This window comes from Paraburkholderia sediminicola (assembly GCF_046030555.1).
Classification (GTDB): domain Bacteria; phylum Pseudomonadota; class Gammaproteobacteria; order Burkholderiales; family Burkholderiaceae; genus Paraburkholderia; species Paraburkholderia sediminicola_E.
Genome location: NZ_JAQQCH010000010.1, coordinates 208,553 through 226,313 on the forward strand (window position 1 = coordinate 208,553; position 17,761 = coordinate 226,313).

Here is a 17,761-nt window from a genome sequence, read left to right on the forward strand (position 1 = left end):
CGACCCTGAGCTTGACATTGAAATAAGCCATGCAAAAGCTCGACCCCACCGTCATCACGCACAACCTGCAGCCAATCGCCGCCGGTCTCGCGACCACGCTCGGCACCTGGGCCGCGGGCGTGGCAATCGGCATCCTGATCGGCTTTCTGATCGCCGTGCTACAGCTCTTTTGTGGACGCTGGGTGCGCGGCGTATTGCGCTTTTATATCGAACTATTTCGCGGCACGCCGTTTCTGGTGCAACTGTTTTTGCTGTACTACGGCGGCCCTTCTTTCGGCCTCACGCTCGAACCGATGACGGCCGGCGTGCTCGGCTTAGGTCTTTATGGCAGCGCGTATTTCGCCGAAGCCTTTCGCTCGGGCTTTCAATCGGTGCCGCCTGGCCATCTCGAAGCGGCATCCTGTCTCGGACTCACCCGCTGGCAAGCTGTCCTGCGCATTCAGGTGCCACAAATGCTGGTGCTGATCGTGCCCGCGCTGACCAACCTGATTATCGTGCTGAGCAAGGAAACCGCGGTGTTGTCGATCGTCACCGTGCCCGAGCTCACGTTCGTGCTGACCGGCATCGGTTCGGCCACTTTCGCTTTCGTCGAGACGCTGCTGGTGTTGTGCGTGTGCTATCTCGCGCTGGTCGAACTGACCTCGCGCGTGGGCATGTGGGCCGAAACCCGCATCGCGCGCTTCATGGCATGAACGGAAATCCAGACCATCCTATGAACGCCATCGCCGACATGCCCTCTTCCGCGACCAACACTGCCTTCGCTACGCCGCCAGGTGCAGCGCTGATCGAAGTGCGCGACCTGCGCAAGCGTTTTGGTGAAGTCGAAGTGCTGCGCGGCGTCGATCTCGAGATCGCCCGCTCGGAAGTGGTCTGCATCATCGGCCCGTCGGGCTCGGGCAAGAGCACGTTGCTGCGCTGTCTCGCCGCACTCGAAACGTACGATCAGGGCGACGTGCGTATCGAAGGCGAACTACTCGGCTATAGCGAGCGCAATGGAAAGCGCGTAAGGGCGTCGCAAAGCGAGATCAATCGTGTGCGGCGCAACGTCGGCATGGTGTTTCAGCAATTCAATCTATGGCCACACATGACGGCGCTCGGCAATGTGATGGAATCATTGCTGCGCGTGCGCCATCTGTCGCGTGACGAAGCGCGCCGCCGCGCCAACGCGATGCTGGAAACAGTCGGCCTCGCGCACAAAGGCGATGCCTACCCGTCGAAGCTCTCGGGTGGCCAGCAGCAGCGCGTTGCAATTGCACGCGCGCTTGCGATGGAGCCGCACATCATGCTGTTCGACGAGCCGACCTCGGCACTCGATCCCGAACTGGTCGGCGAAGTGCTGCAGGTCATGAAGCAGCTCGCGCGCGACGGCATGACGATGGCCGTGGTGACGCACGAAATGGGCTTTGCCGCGCAGGTCGCCGACAAGGTGATGTTCATCGACCAGGGGCGCATCGCCGTACAAGGCAAACCGCGCGAAGTTTTTCATGACGAAGGACAGCCGCGTTTGCGGCAGTTCCTGCAAAACTACTTCGATCGCAACGCCTTCTGGGCGCGCGGCTCTGACGATGCGGAGCCGGTATGAATCTGCACCGGTGCTCCCATGGTTCGCCTGGTTCGCGTGATTTGTCCATTTCGCGCGAACTGTAGCGCAAGGGCCGCCGATGTCCTCCACCGTTCGCAGCAAAGCTCACGACCACCCGTCTGCCGCGGCGATAAAAGCCACGCGCCTGGCTAACGACGCACCGGCCGCCCGCTACGAACAGGTCAAAAGCCATATCCGCCAGATCATCGAATCGGGCGCGCGGCAAGCGGGTGAGCGTCTGCCGTCCGAGCTGGACCTGGTCGCGACACTCGGCGTGTCGCGCATGACCGTGAATCGCGCGCTGCGCGAACTCGCCGATGAAGGTCTCGTCACCCGCGTGTCCGGCGTGGGCACTTTCGTCGCGCAAACCAAGCCGCAATCGACGCTGCTGATGATCGCCCATATCGGCGACGAGATCCGCTCGCGGGGTCACGAATATAGCTACGACACGATCCTTTCGCAACGCGAAACCGCACCGGTGACGGTGTCGAACGCTTTGGGGCTTGCACCCGGCGCTTCGGTGTTTCATGTGATTTGCGTGCATCGCGAGAACGGTTTGCCGGTGCAGCTCGAAGACCGCTACGTCAATCCGGTCACGGCGCCTGACTTCCTGAAACAGGATTTCTCCACGACGAGGCCGTCCGAGTATCTGTTCGAGACCGTCCCGGCGCACGACGTGGAGCATATCGTTGACGCGAGTCTGCCGACGCGCGCCGAAGCAGAGTGGCTGGAGATTCGTGCCGATGATCCGTGCCTGACGCTGATGCGCCGCACATGGACGAGCGGCGTTGCGGTCACGTTCGCGCGCTTCGTGCACCCGGGTTCGCGGTACCGGCTGGGTTGCCGATTCACGCCGGATCTGTCGCAGCGCCAGGGCTAGCGGCGCGAACGCCGCGCCCTCGCCCGCGACTTGCCACTCACACGTTGCCCGCCAGATGGAAACGCGACGCCGGATGCCACAACTGCACCGACGTCGCCACATCGGCGCCCACCCACGTGCGGCGCCATAGCTGCAGGCAGGGTTCACCGATATCCATCATCAGATGCCGCCGCACATATGCGTCGGGCTTCTGCGCATAGATGCGAAACTCCGCGCGCTGGATCGGCGCGAGCCGCACCATGTAGTGATTCGGTGTCTCGACGGTGAAGTCCTGTTGCAGGTAGTCAGGGAATACCTTCGGATTGACGTAGCGATCCTCGTATTGAATCGGCTCGCCTTCTTCGCTGTGCACGATGCACGAGTGAAACGCCGGGCCGCCGGCGAGACCGAGCGCTTCGAGCGCGTGCGGATCGTCGCTCGGTTCGAGCGTCAGCACACGCGCTGAATGACGATGACCGCGCGCGGCGATTTCGTCGGCGATATTGCGGATTTCAAGCACCGTCGATTCATAGCGCTGCGGCGCGACGAACGTGCCGGAGCCTTGCACACGCGTCAGCACGCGTTCGGTGGTGAGTTCACGCAGCGCGCGCGATACGGTCATGCGCGCAACGCCGAATTCCTTGACCAGTTCCGTTTCGGATGGGATCAAGCCGCCTGGCTTCCAGTCCCCCTCGCTGATGCGCCTGATCACATAGCGCTTGATCTGCTCATAGGCGGGCATCGCCTTGGCGGGTGTCTCATGGGTACGATCAGGGCGGTTCTGCGTGTCTGCGGTTTGCGCGTTTGTAATAGTGTTCACGTCGACCTCGTGGGTGGTACGCGGATGGTACACGGGTGGTACACGGGTGGTACACGTCAGGCCGGTTCACCGGCGGGTAAGCCCGCTCACCGGCGTTGTCTCCGTCAATCCAGGTGCATCAAACTCAAGTGCATCCATTCAGGCCCGGCAACTGAGTCCTTCAACCTGCGTGGGCAGCCGCCCGGCCGTCGTTGGCCGCCGGGTCGGCGCCGACCTTGCCCGTCGTGGCCACGCTCGTCAGGTTCTCCAATGCGGCAAGACCTGCGCCGCTGACTGAAGCGTCCAGCCCGGGCCGAATATTACCCGGGTTTGGCAGCGGTGGCGGTGTTTCATCGGCGATCATGCGAAACGCGATCGTCATGTCGTCCGCGAGCGGCCGGTCGTCGCGATAGGTGGGCACGACGCGGCGCACGCGTTGCCAGAGCGCGTCAGTGTGCGGTGCGCGCGGTGCATCGACGCTTTGCAGATCGTAAGCCTGCGCCGCCGCCAGCAATTCGATTGCGATGATACGCCCGGCGTTGTCGACGATCTCCAGCGCTTTCAGCGCAGCGGGCGTCGCATGGCACAGGTGGTCCTCCTGCAAGCCGGATGTGATGCCGCCGTCGAGGCTCGCGGGCATCGCGAGGCGCCGGTTCTGGGCGACCAGCGAGGCCGCCGTGTACTGCGCGATCATGAAGCCCGAACAGGTGCCACCCGGCTCCGCGAGAAACGCCGGCAAGCCGCTCACGAGCGGATTGACGAGACGGTCGAGGCGCCGCTCGGCCATTGCCGCGACTTGCGCGATCGCGGTGGCGAGGCTGTCCATCGCCAGTGCGATCGACGCTCCCACCGCGTGCGCCTGCGAATAGACACGCGGGTTTTCCGGCGTGCCGGCGACGATCGGGTTGTCGGTAATCGATGCGAGCTCGCGGTTGAGCACTTCGGCGGTCGCGGTCAGGACGTCGCGCGCGGCGCCGTGCACGTGCGGAATGGTCCGCAAGCTCAACGGGTCTTGCGTGCGCTGGCCGACTACCGCAGCGAGGATGCCGCTGTCCGCGAGCGCCGTGCGCATCCGTTCGCCGACCAGGCTCAGGCCGGGCGAGATGCGCAATGCCAGCGATTCGGCATCGAATGCGGCGAGCTGGCCACGCAGATTCTCAAAGCTCATCGCGGCAACCACGTCACACCAGTCGAGCAGCTGCTCGGCGCGCGCCAATGCCAACGTCGCGAGACCGGTCACGCAAGGCGTGCCGTTGACGAGGCTCAGGCCTTCTTTTGCTTCAAGCACCAGGGGTTCGAGCCCGAGCATCTGCAACGCGTCGCGCCCTTTGAGCCGTTCGCCGCGATAGCGCACATAGCCTTCGCCGATACATACCAGCGCAATATGCGCCATATGGCTCAGATAACCGACCGAGCCGAACGTCGGCACGTCGGGCAGGCAATCGGCGTTGATCAACGCGACGAGCCGGTCGACGACTTCGAGGCGAATCCCCGAATGTCCGTGTGCATAATTGTTGACGGCCGCCACCATGATCGCGCGCGTTTCAGCCGCACCGAGCGGCACGCCGACGCCGACTGCATGACTCATCAGGATGTTGCGCGACAGCGTGTGCTGCTCGGACGGCGACACGATCACGTCGCACAATGCGCCGACGCCCGTATTCACGCCGTACGCGCGAATGCCGCGCGCGACGATCTGCTCGACCAGTTCGCGCGACGCGGCAACCCGTGCACGCGAATTGGCGGAAAGCTCAAGCGGTTCGCCAGCAGCAACCGCTGCGACCTGACGCCAGTTGAGAGAACAATCGGAACGGATCACGGCCATGATAGTGCGCTGCCCGGTGAAGTGACGAGGGGGTGACCAGCTCATGCTGATCGATTAGTTAGTCGTGCGATCCTGGTGGCTTGACACGAATTGACGGAAACGGTCCGACTTGCATTCGACGAACACTTCGTCCGGCGTACCGTCCGCTTCGACCTGACCCTGATGCAGGAACATCACGCGATTCGACACATGGCGCGCGAAACCCATCTCATGCGTGACAACCAGCATGGTGCGGCCTTCTTCGGCGAGCGACCGCATCACACGCAGCACTTCGCCAACCAGTTCGGGGTCGAGCGCCGAGGTCGGTTCGTCGAACAGCATCACCTTCGGATGCATCGCCAACGCGCGCGCGATCGCCACACGCTGCTGCTGGCCGCCGGACAAATGTGCCGGATAGTGACCGCGTTTTTCCGCAAGACCGACTTTCGCGAGCAGTGCTTCCGCTTCTTCAACCGATTCGGCGCGGCTGCGCTTTTGTACGCGCATCGGCCCTTCGACCAGATTCTCCAGCACGGTCATATGCGACCATAGATTGAAGTTCTGAAACACCATGCCGAGTTGCGAACGCACACGATCCACCTGGCGGCGGTCGCTGGGTTGCAGCTTGCCATCGCCGCGCCGCTTCATTTTCAGCTCTTCGCCACCGAGCGCCACCGAGCCGTCATCCGGCGTTTCGAGCAGATTCAGGCAGCGCAGAAAAGTGCTCTTGCCGGAGCCGCTCGCGCCGAGAATCGAAATCACGTCGCCTTGATGGGCGTCGAGGGAAATGCCTTTGAGCACGTGGTGGTCGCCGAACGACTTATGGATGTTCTTGACCGACAGTGCAACGGGTGCCGTAGCGTTCATGGGATTCTCCAGATTCTGCAAGATGTGCGATCGTTCAGGGCGCGGCGCGGCGCGCTTCAGTCGTGGCTGAAACCGGCCGGCTCGGCGAGCTTTGCATGGGCGCCGCACGCAGATGGCGCGACAGACGTACCTCGAGGAACCCGAGCAAACGCACGATGACGAAATTCAGGAACAGATAGATCAGCGCGGCACAGATGAATACTTCCGTGGTGCGATACGTTTGCTGAATGATCTGCTGCGCGACGCCGGTCACTTCCCACACGGTGACAAGACTGGCGAGCGCGGTCGATTTGACGAGCAACACGGCCTCAGTCGAATATGCGGGCAAACACTGGCGCAAAGCAATCGGACCGATCACGCGGCGCAGCAGCGCGAAACCCGACAGGCCGATCGAATAACCCGCTTCGATCTGACCGACCGGCACGGCCATCAAACCACCGCGGATAATCTCAGCGGTATATCCGGCGGTGCACAGCGCCAAGGACAAAACCGCGCACATGTACGGCTCGCGCAACACCGGCCACAGAAAGCTCTCGCGAATCACGCCGAACTGGCCCATGCCGTAGTAGACGAGGAACATCTGGATCAACAGCGGCGAGCCGCGAAATACGAGGATATAAGCGCGCGCGAAGCGATTCGGCAGCCAGTGCGGCGACACGCGCATCGTGACGATCACGAGTGAGAGCAAGCCACCGAGAATCAGCGAGCAGAAGAACAGCCCGAGCGTGGTCGGCACAGCCGCAACCAGTTGCCGCAGCGTGTCGAGCAGGAAATCGAAGTCGAAATGCATGATGTCCGGTCCTCGTCAGTTGCGCGCGAAGTTGCGCTTGAAGGATCGGCCCACGCGCGCTTCAGCGCGGTTGAAGATCCGGTTCGAGATGCTGGTCATCAGCAGATACAGCGCACCGCCCACCACGAAGAACGTGAAGTACTGATGCGTCGAACCCGCCGCCACCTGACTGGTGCGCAGCAGTTCGGCCAGACCCGTGACGGAAATCAGCGCCGAGTCTTTCAGGCTCAGTTGCCAGACATTGCCGATGCCCGGCAAGGCGAAACGCAACACTTGCGGAATCAGAATGCGGCGCGCCATCGTCATGGTGGGCATGCCGATCGAACGCGCCGCCTCGAGCTCACCGCGCGATACCGCGAGCACCGCCGAGCGATACACCTCGGCCTGATACGCGCCGGAAATCATGCCGACCGCGAGTGCGCCGACCACGAATGGCGGCACGCCGACAAAGCCGTCGGCGCCGAACCATTGACCAATCGTGGTCACGAGTGTCGAACCGCCGAAATAGAACAGATAGATGACGAGCAACTCAGGCACGCCACGAAAGACGGTGGTGTACACATCGCCGATCACGCGCAGCGTCCGAAAACGCGACAGCTTGGCCGCCGCGATCAGCGCGCCGAACACGGCGCCGACCGCGAGCGCCGCCAGCGTGAGTGCGACCGTCATCAATGCCGCAAGCAGCACCACGCCACCCCAGCCTTCCGGCCCGAAGCCGAGCATCTCTATCAGAGCCATTCCCAACCTCTCATCCATTACAGCGGATCGAACCAGCCGGCAGGCGCGATTCTTCACGCCACGCCTGCCACACCATCTGAGCGCTCAGGCGAATCAAGGCGTGACGTCGGTCTTGAACCACTTGGCCGAGAGCTTCTTGACGGTGCCGTCGGCGAGCGCGGCGCTGATCGCGGTATCGAACTTCGCTTTCAGGTCGGCGTCCTGCTTGCGGAATGCGAGGCCTTCACCCGGTCCCCAGATCGGACCGCCGATCTTCGGGCCGGCCATGACGATCGACGCAGCGTCTTTCTTGTCGATGTTGGCGGCGTAGTAGGTCACGTCGTCGAACGAGGCGTCGATGCGGCCATTGGCCAGATCGAGGTCGCGCTCGGGCGACGTCTTGTAGACGCGGATCGTGGCGACGTCCTTGAAGCCGTCGTTGATGAACTTGGTGTAGACCGTGCCCGACTGAATGCCGATGGTCTTGCCCTTCAGTTGCTTGCGCAAGGCGTCGACGGTGGGCTGGTCGGCTTTCGGATCGCCCGACAGTTTGACGACGCCTGCGCTCGGCACGGCCTTGGGCAGCACTTTCGCGTCAGTCACGGCGAACGTGGCCGGCGTGGCCGCGTACGGCCTCGAGAACGCGATGATCTTTTCGCGCTCCGGCGTGATCGAGATCGCGTCCATCAGCACATCGAACTTGCCGGCTTGCAGACCGGGGATCATACCGTCCCAGTCTTGCGCCACGAGGTTGCACTGCAGCTTGATGCGCTCGCACAGGTTGGCGACCAGTTCAGGTTCGAAGCCACCCAGCTTGCCGCCCGGCAAGGTCAGGTTCCACGGTGCGTAACCGCCTTCTAGCGCGATCGTCACCGTCTTCCAGTCTTTAGCCTGCACCGGTGCCGCGAAAATCGTCGCGGCACCGAGAACGGCGCCCATCAATGCTTTTGCTAACGTCGTGCGCTTCACTTTCACGTCGAAACTCCTTTGATAGAGGAAACCGTCGAGCTGGATTTTTAACTGCCATTGAATTTGTATAGACAAGTCTGCATGAGTCAAAAAGCAGTCGCAAGAGGATTTGTTCGAAATCGCCGAAATCATCGGGTAAGCCCCTATGAATTGCCGCGCGACAAGGCTTTTAAGGGAGTTCTGAACGTGAAAAGACAATGCACCACGCTCGACCGGGTGCATCAGCGTGGTGCGTTTTGTCTAGACAGGTTGGTGCTTGAGAGGTTGACGCGCCTCGAACTGGCGCATTGCGCGGCCTACCAGATGAACGGTACGAAGCGGTAACGCACGCGTGAGGTGTAGGCGGTGTAGCCATCGAGTTGCTCTGCCAGTACGCGCTCCTCGCGCACCGCGCGCCAGCCGATACCGATCACCAGCAGCGGCACGCAGGCAAGACCCCACCACGAGCCCAGCAGCAATGGCGTGCCGACGAACAACAGCAGCGCGGCCGAATACATCGGATGACGGACATGGGCATAGGGGCCGGTGTCGATAACCTTGTGACCGCGGCTTGCCTGGATCTTCACGACCGGCGCGGCAAAGCTATTGGCCTGGAACACGAAACGGCACATGAAGACGCAGAGGAAGATGCAGAGCGAGCCGAGGCTCACCAGCCATACCGGCAGCGGCGCCGACCAGTGATAGCGCATCGCGTCGAGCGCCATCAGGACGAGCCAGGCGGTCCACATCAGCGCCACGCCGACCATGAAGAAGCGGTCCCAGCGGCTTTGCTGCGCCTGAACGATCGGCGCGAGACGCTCGGCAAGGAGGCCCGGGTCGTAGCGTGCCAGCCAGAGGCCAACCCACAAACTCAATCCGCCCGTCTCGATCAGATACCACCAGCCGGCAGGCCATGCGAGGGTACCGGCGGCGCCGAACAACAGCGCGCCCATGCATATCAGCCAGGCCACCGTTTGCAGAATGAGGCGCGTGATCATGATGGGTTCGTGGCGCTCGCTGATGGTCGTTGGTGGTTATTGCTGGTTATAGGTGCCCGTTGCGCTCTCGTCTCAGACTGGGCCCGCCGCCGGTGAGCGCAAGCGCCCGAATACTTCCGCAATGTCGATGTCGCCCGTGTTCAGACCGAATTGATCGCGCAGGCAGGCTGCAAGTTCATCTGCGTTCTTTAGCTGCCGTTCGCTGATGAGCTGGCCGTCCGCGGCGCGTTCGTTCAGTTGGTCGTTGAGCAGGGTCAGGCGCGATTCTGCGAGAACCCGGCAAACGATCAGGTTGCTCAGGAAGACAGAGTCCGGCGCGGTCGAGGTGTACCAGTTCGAGGTCTCGTAATCGATCCATTCGACCGGATGCAGATCGAAACGGTAGACGCGGGCCCAGCTTTCATCGCGGGATTGAACTTCAAGGCAGAGCGCGTCGTGCGAGGCATCGGACAGACGGAACGTGCCCAGTTGCGAGGGCTGCGCAGTACCCGCGATCAGGCGCAGCGGCGCTGTTAGCGTCACGCTGCCGAAACCGACATCGGCGATCCATGCTTCGCTTCCCAGGTCGACGCGCAGGACCATATGCGTACGAGGGGGAATTGCGTCGGATTCGCGGCCCCACAGAACTCGACCTAATAGCGGCGTGACGTTGAAGCCTAATTGAGTCAGGACGTTCGCGAAGAGCGCATTCTGTTCGAAGCAGTAGCCACCGCGGTGTTGAGTGATCAGCTTGTGTTCGACCGACTCGATATCGAGTTTGACCGCGCGGCGCGTGAGCGGATTCAGGTTCTCGAAGGGAATCGATCTGGGGTGCAGCTTATGGAGTTCCTGAAGTACTTCCAGCGTCGCCGCGCGAGGTCCTTTGTAGCCCAGGCGGGTGAAGTAATTGTCCAGATTCACTGTGTGTGACATCGGTGTCGTCCCGGTATGGTTTTGGGCGTGAGGCATTTCAGGGCTTTACATAACAGCGAGGCTTCGGAAGATGATCATAGCTTCTTTTGTTGCCTGCCCCAGGAGTGCGCCCCCTTGTCTTCGTAGTCGCCCGTCCGGGTCTATTGGCGCCGCCCCTCTACGGCGCGGCGGCTACTTCAGAAAACACCCGATGCTCCGGAGCTGGTTCGATCCGATCGAAACCATGCTAAAACATTACACTTTAATTCCATTTAAATTACATACAAACAACCTTTAGTAGCAGTACGTAAAGCTCAGAATTACACATCAGTAATATTGATGCGAATCGTTCTCATTTGTGTTGACGCACCTATTCCGCATGCGTACGATCTCGCCATCTACTGCATCCGGCGTCGCGAACCGATGCGGTAAGTCGCAGGCACGCAGTGATGTAATGCCTCGATCAGTCGATACAACACAAATAAGGATTTCGATGAAGTTCGCCCAATCAACAGAACCCGCCGGCCAGGCGCGTTCGCTTCGCGACTCCGCCGCGCGTGCCAGCGCCATGCGCCGCTCGCGTTTGCCCTCGATGCGCCACGCCGCGCTCTGCACGGCTTTCGCCTGGGCCGCGTTGACTGCCGGCACCGCAATGGCTGACGCCAATCCCGATGCCGCACCGGAAGCGCCGGAAGCCGACCTGAACATCAAGGCGACTGAAACGAATCAATGGACCGGCTTCTGGAATCGCTCGACGATGCTCGGCGACATCGGCGGTCTGCGCCCCTGGCTCGGCAAATACGGCGTGACGTTCGCGCTCACCGAAACCAGTGAAGTACTCGGCAATGTCCGCGGCGGCCTCGCGCGCGGCGCGGACTACGACGGTCTCACGACAGCAACCGTGCAAATGGATACGCAAAAAGCGTTCGGTTTGCCAGGTGGTCTCTTCAACGTCAGCGCCTTGCAGATCCACGGCGCCAACCTCAGCGCCAACAAGCTGGGCACGCTGAATACGGCGAGCGGCATCGAAGCCCAGGACACCACTCGTCTGTGGGAGTTGTGGTATCAGCAGTCGTTCCTGAACAAACGCGTCGACGTCAAGGTCGGTCAGCAAAGTATCGACCAGGAATTCATCACCAGCACGAACTCGGCGTTGTTCGTGAACACGATGTTCGGCTGGCCCGCGCTACCGTCGTATGACATGCCTAACGGCGGTCCCGCTTATCCACTGGCCGATCTCGGCGTGCGCGTGCGCGGACAGATCACACCTTCGTTGACGGCGCTTGCCGGCGTATTCGACGGCGATCCGCTCGGTAACAATCCGAACAATAAGAGCGGCACCAACTTCAACCTGCATAACGGCACGCTGTTCATCGGCGAGTTGCAGTACGCGATCAACCAGCCGGCCGACGGCGAAATGGTCGGCATGGGCGGCGGCGGTTTGCCGGGCACCTACAAGGTCGGCGTCTGGTACAACAACGGCAGCTTCGCCGATCAGCGCTTCGACAACACCGGCCTCTCGCTGGCGAACCCGGCAAGCACCGGCGTTGCGCAGAATCATCACGGCGACTACAGCTTCTACGCGGTAGCCGACCAGATGATCTGGCGCCCGGATCCGGACGAGCCGCGCAGCCTCAACGTCTTCGCGCGCGTGATGGGCGCACCGGGTGACCGCAACCTGGTGAGTGTCGCCGCCAACCTCGGCATCGTGCTGAAAGCGCCGTTCGCCGGCCGCGACAACGACAGCGCCGGCATCGCGCTCACGTACATCAAGATCGGCAACCACGTAAATGGTCTCGATCAGGATAACCTGGCATTCAGTGGCGGCCCGTACGGCGTGCGCACCAGCGAAACCACGCTCGAAGCGACCTACCAGTATCAGGTCAACCCGTGGTGGCAGTTGCAAGCCGATGCGCAATACACGTTCAATGCCGGCGCCGGCCAGAACCCGAGCGATCCGACGCAACCGCTGCGCAATACGTTCGTCATCGGCGTGCGGACCAACATCACATTCTGATGCCGTTCCCAGCCATCACACACGCTCTAGCCAAATCGAATCCCATGCTTTCGATCATGACCGCAACCACCGCTTTGTGCGCAGGCACGGAGGCTCACTCATGAACAACCCCACGCGCCTTATTTCGCCGCGCGCCGCGCGGGCCCTGATTGCCGCAACCGTCAGCGCCGCTGCATTCGCGACGGCCGGCATTGCGCACGCTGAACCGCAAGGTTTCCTCGAAACCGTCAAGCATCACACCACGCTGATCAACACCGTGCCGGAAAACGGCGACCAGAACCCGTATGCGGTCGTGGTCGCACCGGTCACGGCCGGTACCGTCAAGCAGGGCGACGTGCTGGTCGGCAACTTCAATAACTCGACCAATCTGCAAGGCACCGGCAGCACGATCATCAACTATCACCCGGACACCAAACAGATGACGGTGTTCGCCACGGTGCCGCGCGATCTGAAGGAATGCCCGGGCGGCATCGGCCTGTCGACCGCGATGACGATGCTCAAGTCGGGCTACGTGATCGTCGGCAGCACGCCGAGCAATGACGGCACCACCGGCACCAAAGGCGCCGGCTGCCTGATCGTGATCGATCCGAACGGCAAGGTCGCGTCGACCATCAGCAGCCCGAACATCAACGATCCGTGGGGCAACATGGCGGTCGTCGACAACGGTACGAGCGCGACGCTCTTCGTCAGCAACGCCGGCTTCGGGGTGGGCGGTGCGGATGGCAATCCGCCGGTGTTCAAGCAGGCCACCGTGCTGCGTCTGGACCTCGACGTGCCTACGGCCAAGCCGCCGGTCTTGAAGAAGGAAACCGTGATCGGCAGCGGCTTCGGCGCGCAGGCTGATAAGGGCGTGTTCCTCGTCGGCCCGACCGGCCTCGCGCTGTCGGGCGATCAGAAACTGCTGTACGTATCCGATGCAATCGGCAACCGCGTCACCGAAATCGACGATCCGATGACGCGCGACACCAGCGCGGGCGTGGGCCGCCAACTAACCGCCGACGGCTTGCTGCATCGCCCGCTCGCGATGGTCACAGCGCCTAACGGCCACCTGCTCGTCACCAATGCACTGAACGGCCAGATCGTCGAAATCGATCCTGCTACCGGCAAGCAACTCTACGCACGCTGGATCGATACCGACAAGGCGCAATCGCCCCCGGGCAACGGCGACCTGTTCGGTCTCGCAATGACCCCGGAAGGCGACGGCTTCTACTACGTGCAGGACGACGTAAACACGCTGGTGCTGGCCAAATAAGCGATGCAAGTCAGCGGCGCAGGCAGGGAAGGCAAACCAGCGGCGCAAATAAGCGAAGCGAACCCGGCCTCAGAGCCGGTCGCAAACCCGGCACATCCCACGGCCAACTGAAGGTGAAGTAACCATGGCAAACGATCAACCCCCGCGGCCCTCACGGCGCGGATTTCTGAAGGCCGGCAGTGCGGCGGTCGCAGCGGGCGCGAGCCTCGGTGCGACCGGCGTCGCCCAGGCCGCGCTTGGCAAGACACCGGCGCACAACGCCGATCCGCAGATGGCGGTCGAGCCGTTCTACGGCCTGCATCAAGGCGGCATCGTCACGCCGCAGCAGAGTCACACGTACGTTGCGGCGCTCGATCTCACGACCGACAAACGTGACGACGTGATCGCCCTGCTGCGCGCCTGGACCGACGCCGCCGCGCGTCTGACGCAAGGCGCCACGGCCGCACCGCTGCCGACAGGCACCGCGGCCAAAGCGGAGCTGGCCGACACCAGGATTGATACGCAGGTCGGCACGAAGGGCGATGCCAAGGCCGACAACACGGCCTACAGCCAGATCAACACCAAAGCCGCGCCCGATTCCGGCGACGTGCTCGGCTTAGGCCCATGCGGCCTGACGATCACGTTCGGTTTCGGCCCGGGTCTGTTCACGAAAGACGGCAAGGACCGCTACGGCCTCGCCGCGCGCCGCCCCGCCGCGCTCGTCGATCTGCCGCGTTTCAACGGCGATCAGTTGATCGAGCAGAAGACCGGCGGCGACCTGTTCATCCAGGCCTGCGCGAACGATCAGCAGGTCGCGTTTCACGCGGTCCGGCAATTGGCGCGTCTCGCGTACGGCACCGCAGCGATGCGCTGGGGCCAATCCGGTTTCCTGTCCGGTCCGCGCGGTCAGACGCCGCGCAATCTGATGGGCTTCAAGGACGGCACCAACAATCCGTCGACCGCGAAGCCGCAGTTGATGAACGAATTCATCTGGGCCGGCGCCACCGCCGACGCACCCTGGATGGAAGGCGGCACCTATACGGTGGTGCGGCGCATCCGCATCACGCTCGAACACTGGGACAACACCGAGGTGGATTTCCAGGAGCAGGTATTCGGCCGTCACAAGTACAGCGGCGCGCCGATCGGCAAGAAAAACGAGTTCGATCCGGTGGACCTGAAGGAAGAAGACAAGGACGGCAATCCGGTGATTCCGGAGAACTCCCACGTGCGCTTGTCGAATCAGGCGAGCAACAACGGTGCGCAGATTCTGCGCCGCTCGTACTCGTACAACGACGGCACGAATTTCTACATCGAGCGCTGGCCGCCATGGCGTCAGGAAACCGAGTACGACGCGGGCCTGATTTTCGTGGCTCACCAGAGCGACCCGCGTACCGGCTTCATTCCGATCAATGACAAGCTCGCGAAGTTCGACATGATGAACCAGTTCACGACGCACGTCGGCAGCGCGGTGTTCGCTGTGCCGCCGGGCGCGAAGCCGGGTTCGTATATCGGCGCAGGACTGTTCGAGACGTAATGCAAGCCGCGAAGTAAGCCGCTATGCCACGAGGCAAGCGGCATAGCGAAGACCAATAACATCATTAACGGATTTTAGGATCATGGCTCATTCCTGGTTTGGCACCCGCCTGCGCCTGCTCAGCAGCGCAGCCGCCCTCACGCTGGCGGCCTTCGCGACCGTGCCGTCGACGGCCCACGCGGCGTCGATCACGCTGTACAGCGCGCAGCACGAGCAGGTCGTCAATCTGCTGGCGAAAGACTTCGAGAAAGAGTCGGGTATTTCGGTGAAGATCCGCAGCGGCGAAGGCCCGGCGATGGCCGCGCAACTTGTCGCGGAAGGCACCGCCACGCCCGCTGACGTCTACTTCACGGAAAACTCGCCTGAGCTGATGCTGCTCGAAGAGAAAGGCCTATTGAGCCACGTGAACGACTCGACGCTCGCCACCGTGCCGGCGCGCTTCAATTCGCCGGGCGGCGTTTGGGTCGGCGTGACCGCACGCGAAAACGTGCTGGCCTACAACACGGCCAAGGTACAGGCATCGCAACTGCCGCAGTCGCTGTTCGATCTGGCCAAGCCGGAATGGAAAGGCAAGGTCGGCATTGCACCGAGCGACGGCGACTTCCTGCCGCTCGTGAGCGCCGTGCTCGCACTGAAGGGTGAAGCGCAAACCGTCGCATGGCTGAAGGGCCTGAAAGCCAACTCGCAGATTTTCGACGACGACGAAGGCGTGGTGGCAGCCGTCAATCGCGGCGGTGTCGCGACGGGTCTGATCAACAACTACTACTGGGCGCGTCTACACGCTGAAATCGGCGATGCGAAAACCCGCAGCGCGATCTATCACTTCGGCAACGGTGACGCCGGCGCGCTGGTGAACGTATCGGGCGCGGCGGTGCTGAAGTCCGCGCACAACACGGACGGCGCGCAGAAGTTTCTCGCGTATCTGGTCAGCGAACGCGCACAGAAGCTGATGGCGAACAGCCACGTCATGTTCGAATATCCGTTGCATGCAGGCGTCGCACCGGATCCGATCCTCAAGCCCTTCACTGAACTGAACCCGCCGGCGCTGACGATCCAGCAACTCGGCGACGACAGCCAGGCTGGCAAGCTGCTGCGCCAGGCAGGCTTGCTGTAATGAGCGATGCCGTGTCAGCCGGGCCTCCGGCTGTAAACCCCGCCCCGGCGCGCGCCCGTTTGCGCGCGCCGCGCGGTTTGTTTGCGGCAGCAGCACTCAGCGCTTTGCTGGTGTTGCTGCCGATTGCGTTTACCTTCTGGCGCGCGGCGAGCTTCGGTATCGACGAGGCGGTCGATCTGATCTTCCGACCACTGGTCGGCGAACTGCTGGTCAACACGCTGCTGATCACCGTGTCGACCACGCTCGTCAGCGCTGTCGTCGGCACGGCGGCCGCATGGTTTGTCGAACGCACGCATTTGCCGGGGCGTCGTATTTGGGCCGTGCTCACCGCCGCGCCGCTCGCGATGCCGGCCTTCATTTCAAGCTATGCATGGGTGTCGCTGAGCCTGGATCTGCAGGACTTCAACGGCGCGCTGCTGGTGCTGAGCGCCGCGTATTTCCCGCTCGTCTATCTGCCGGTGGCCGCGGCGTTGCGCAGTATGGACCCGGCGCTTGAAGAAAGCGCGCGCGCGCTCGGCTGCAACCGTTGGACCACCTTCATTCGTGTGGTGTTGCCGCAACTGCGCCCCGCGCTGCTCGGCGGCATGCTGCTGGTGGCGCTTGGCGTGCTGTCCGAGTTCGGCGCGTTCACGCTGCTGCGTTTTCGCACCTTCACCACGCAAATCTACGCGGAATACCGCACCAGTTTCGACGGCGGCGGCGCTTCATTGCTTGCGTGCCTGCTGATCGTGATCTGCCTGATCGTGCTGGCCTTCGAGTTTAGGGTACGCGGCGTGGCGCGTTATGAACGCGTCGATCGCGGGACACGTCGCGCGGTGTTGCGCTACGACCTCGGCGTCTGGCGCTGGATCGTCGTCGCAGGCTTCGCTGCGCTGGCGATCGCAACGCTCGGCGTACCGCTCGGCATGATCGGCTACTGGCTCACGCAACCGGGCGCGGCTGCCGTCACACCGGCCGACGTATCACCCGAACTGCTGTTCAACGCGACGATCTCGTCGCTCGGTTTCGGGCTCGCCGCCGCGCTGCTGACCACCTTGCTGGTCGTGCCGCTCGCTTTTCTGTTGGTGCGCTATCCGACGCGTTTCGCAACGCTGTTCGAGCGCACCGTTTTTCTGGCGCAAGGCATACCGGGGCTGGTGATCGCGCTGGCGATCGTGTCGCTGGCGGTGCATGCGCTGCAACCGCTCTATCAAAGCGCGACACTGCTGGTGATCGCGTACGCCATGCTGTTCATGCCGGTGGCCCTGGTCAGCGTGCGCGCCGCCTTCATGCAGGCGCAGCCGCGCCTCGAAGAGACGGCACGCGCCCTCGGCCTGACCTGGTCGCAGACCCTGTTTCGCGTAGTATTGCCGCTGGCGGGCCCTGGACTCGGCGCGGCGGCGGCGATGGTGTTCATCTCGGTCGTCACCGAGTTGAATGCAACACTGCTGCTGTCCCCCATCGACACGCGAACACTCGCGACCCAGGTCTGGGCCGACACCTCGACGATGGCGTTTGCCGCCGCAGCGCCCTATGCGGCGCTCCTCACCGGCATTTCGCTGTTCGCCTCCGGCCTCCTGTTCGCGTTGCTCGGTAAATCGGCTTTACTCGGCGAACGCAACTGAACGTCG

General features: G+C 62.7%; 16 protein-coding genes. 8 read left to right on the forward strand and 8 right to left on the reverse strand.

All coding sequences use genetic code 11. From position 1 onward, the window contains the following. Positions 1–29: 29 nt before the first annotated feature. The 3 genes from PQQ52_RS16695 to hutC (PQQ52_RS16705) all read left to right on the forward strand — a co-directional run bounded on the left by PQQ52_RS16695 (position 30) and on the right by hutC (PQQ52_RS16705) (position 2,462). The gene (locus tag PQQ52_RS16695; RefSeq protein WP_408213264.1) at positions 30–692 is read left to right on the forward strand and encodes an amino acid ABC transporter permease; all 663 of its coding nucleotides are present in this window, start codon (positions 30–32) and stop codon (positions 690–692) included. A gap of 20 nt (positions 693–712) precedes the next feature. After that, complete coding sequence (locus tag PQQ52_RS16700; RefSeq protein ID WP_408213267.1) at positions 713–1,582, forward strand: amino acid ABC transporter ATP-binding protein; 870 nt, start codon at positions 713–715, stop codon at positions 1,580–1,582. A 79-nt stretch (positions 1,583–1,661) separates the two neighbouring features. Further along, entirely contained in the window at positions 1,662–2,462 is an 801-nt protein-coding gene (gene hutC, locus PQQ52_RS16705; RefSeq protein WP_408213269.1) for a histidine utilization transcriptional repressor HutC, read from the forward strand. 37 nt (positions 2,463–2,499) lie between these two features. On the opposite strand, the gene hutC (PQQ52_RS16710) is transcribed toward hutC (PQQ52_RS16705), so the two are convergent. The 8 genes from hutC (PQQ52_RS16710) to PQQ52_RS16745 all read right to left on the reverse strand — a co-directional run bounded on the left by hutC (PQQ52_RS16710) (position 2,500) and on the right by PQQ52_RS16745 (position 10,276). Beyond that, positions 2,500–3,183, reverse strand: a complete 684-nt coding sequence (hutC, locus tag PQQ52_RS16710) for a histidine utilization transcriptional repressor HutC (RefSeq protein WP_408213401.1) — start codon at positions 3,181–3,183, stop codon at positions 2,500–2,502. Between the two features lie 238 nt (positions 3,184–3,421). Then, positions 3,422–5,065 (reverse strand): HAL/PAL/TAL family ammonia-lyase, encoded by a 1,644-nt coding sequence (locus tag PQQ52_RS16715; protein ID WP_408213404.1) that lies wholly within the window; start codon positions 5,063–5,065, stop codon positions 3,422–3,424. A gap of 54 nt (positions 5,066–5,119) precedes the next feature. Next, positions 5,120–5,911, reverse strand: a complete 792-nt coding sequence (locus tag PQQ52_RS16720; protein WP_408213272.1) for an ABC transporter ATP-binding protein — start codon at positions 5,909–5,911, stop codon at positions 5,120–5,122. A gap of 34 nt (positions 5,912–5,945) precedes the next feature. Then, the gene (locus PQQ52_RS16725; protein ID WP_408213274.1) at positions 5,946–6,701 is read right to left on the reverse strand and encodes an ABC transporter permease; all 756 of its coding nucleotides are present in this window, start codon (positions 6,699–6,701) and stop codon (positions 5,946–5,948) included. A 15-nt stretch (positions 6,702–6,716) separates the two neighbouring features. Continuing rightward, positions 6,717–7,439, reverse strand: coding sequence for an ABC transporter permease (locus tag PQQ52_RS16730; RefSeq protein WP_408213277.1), 723 nt, complete (start codon positions 7,437–7,439; stop codon positions 6,717–6,719). A 93-nt stretch (positions 7,440–7,532) separates the two neighbouring features. Further along, complete coding sequence (locus PQQ52_RS16735; protein WP_408213407.1) at positions 7,533–8,357, reverse strand: transporter substrate-binding domain-containing protein; 825 nt, start codon at positions 8,355–8,357, stop codon at positions 7,533–7,535. A 326-nt stretch (positions 8,358–8,683) separates the two neighbouring features. Beyond that, positions 8,684–9,364: a methyltransferase gene (locus PQQ52_RS16740; RefSeq protein ID WP_408213279.1), complete on the reverse strand. Its 681-nt coding sequence runs from the start codon at positions 9,362–9,364 to the stop codon at positions 8,684–8,686. Positions 9,365–9,436: 72 nt separating this feature from the next. After that, on the reverse strand, positions 9,437–10,276 hold the full coding sequence (locus tag PQQ52_RS16745; RefSeq protein WP_408213281.1) for an arylamine N-acetyltransferase family protein: 840 nt from the start codon (positions 10,274–10,276) through the stop codon (positions 9,437–9,439). 472 nt (positions 10,277–10,748) lie between these two features. Here PQQ52_RS16745 and PQQ52_RS16750 point away from each other — a divergent pair, with 472 nt between their 5' ends. The 5 genes from PQQ52_RS16750 to PQQ52_RS16770 all read left to right on the forward strand — a co-directional run bounded on the left by PQQ52_RS16750 (position 10,749) and on the right by PQQ52_RS16770 (position 17,755). Beyond that, complete coding sequence (locus tag PQQ52_RS16750) at positions 10,749–12,272, forward strand: carbohydrate porin (protein WP_408213283.1); 1,524 nt, start codon at positions 10,749–10,751, stop codon at positions 12,270–12,272. Positions 12,273–12,372: 100 nt separating this feature from the next. Beyond that, entirely contained in the window at positions 12,373–13,524 is a 1,152-nt protein-coding gene (locus tag PQQ52_RS16755) for an NHL repeat-containing protein (RefSeq protein ID WP_408213285.1), read from the forward strand. Positions 13,525–13,648: 124 nt separating this feature from the next. Then, complete coding sequence (locus PQQ52_RS16760) at positions 13,649–15,037, forward strand: Dyp-type peroxidase (protein WP_408213288.1); 1,389 nt, start codon at positions 13,649–13,651, stop codon at positions 15,035–15,037. Between the two features lie 82 nt (positions 15,038–15,119). Further along, positions 15,120–16,151: an iron ABC transporter substrate-binding protein gene (locus PQQ52_RS16765; RefSeq protein ID WP_408213291.1), complete on the forward strand. Its 1,032-nt coding sequence runs from the start codon at positions 15,120–15,122 to the stop codon at positions 16,149–16,151. After that, positions 16,151–17,755 (forward strand): ABC transporter permease, encoded by a 1,605-nt coding sequence (locus tag PQQ52_RS16770; RefSeq protein ID WP_408213294.1) that lies wholly within the window; start codon positions 16,151–16,153, stop codon positions 17,753–17,755. Before PQQ52_RS16765 ends, PQQ52_RS16770 begins: the two co-directional genes overlap by 1 nt. The last annotated feature ends 6 nt before the right edge of the window (positions 17,756–17,761 follow it).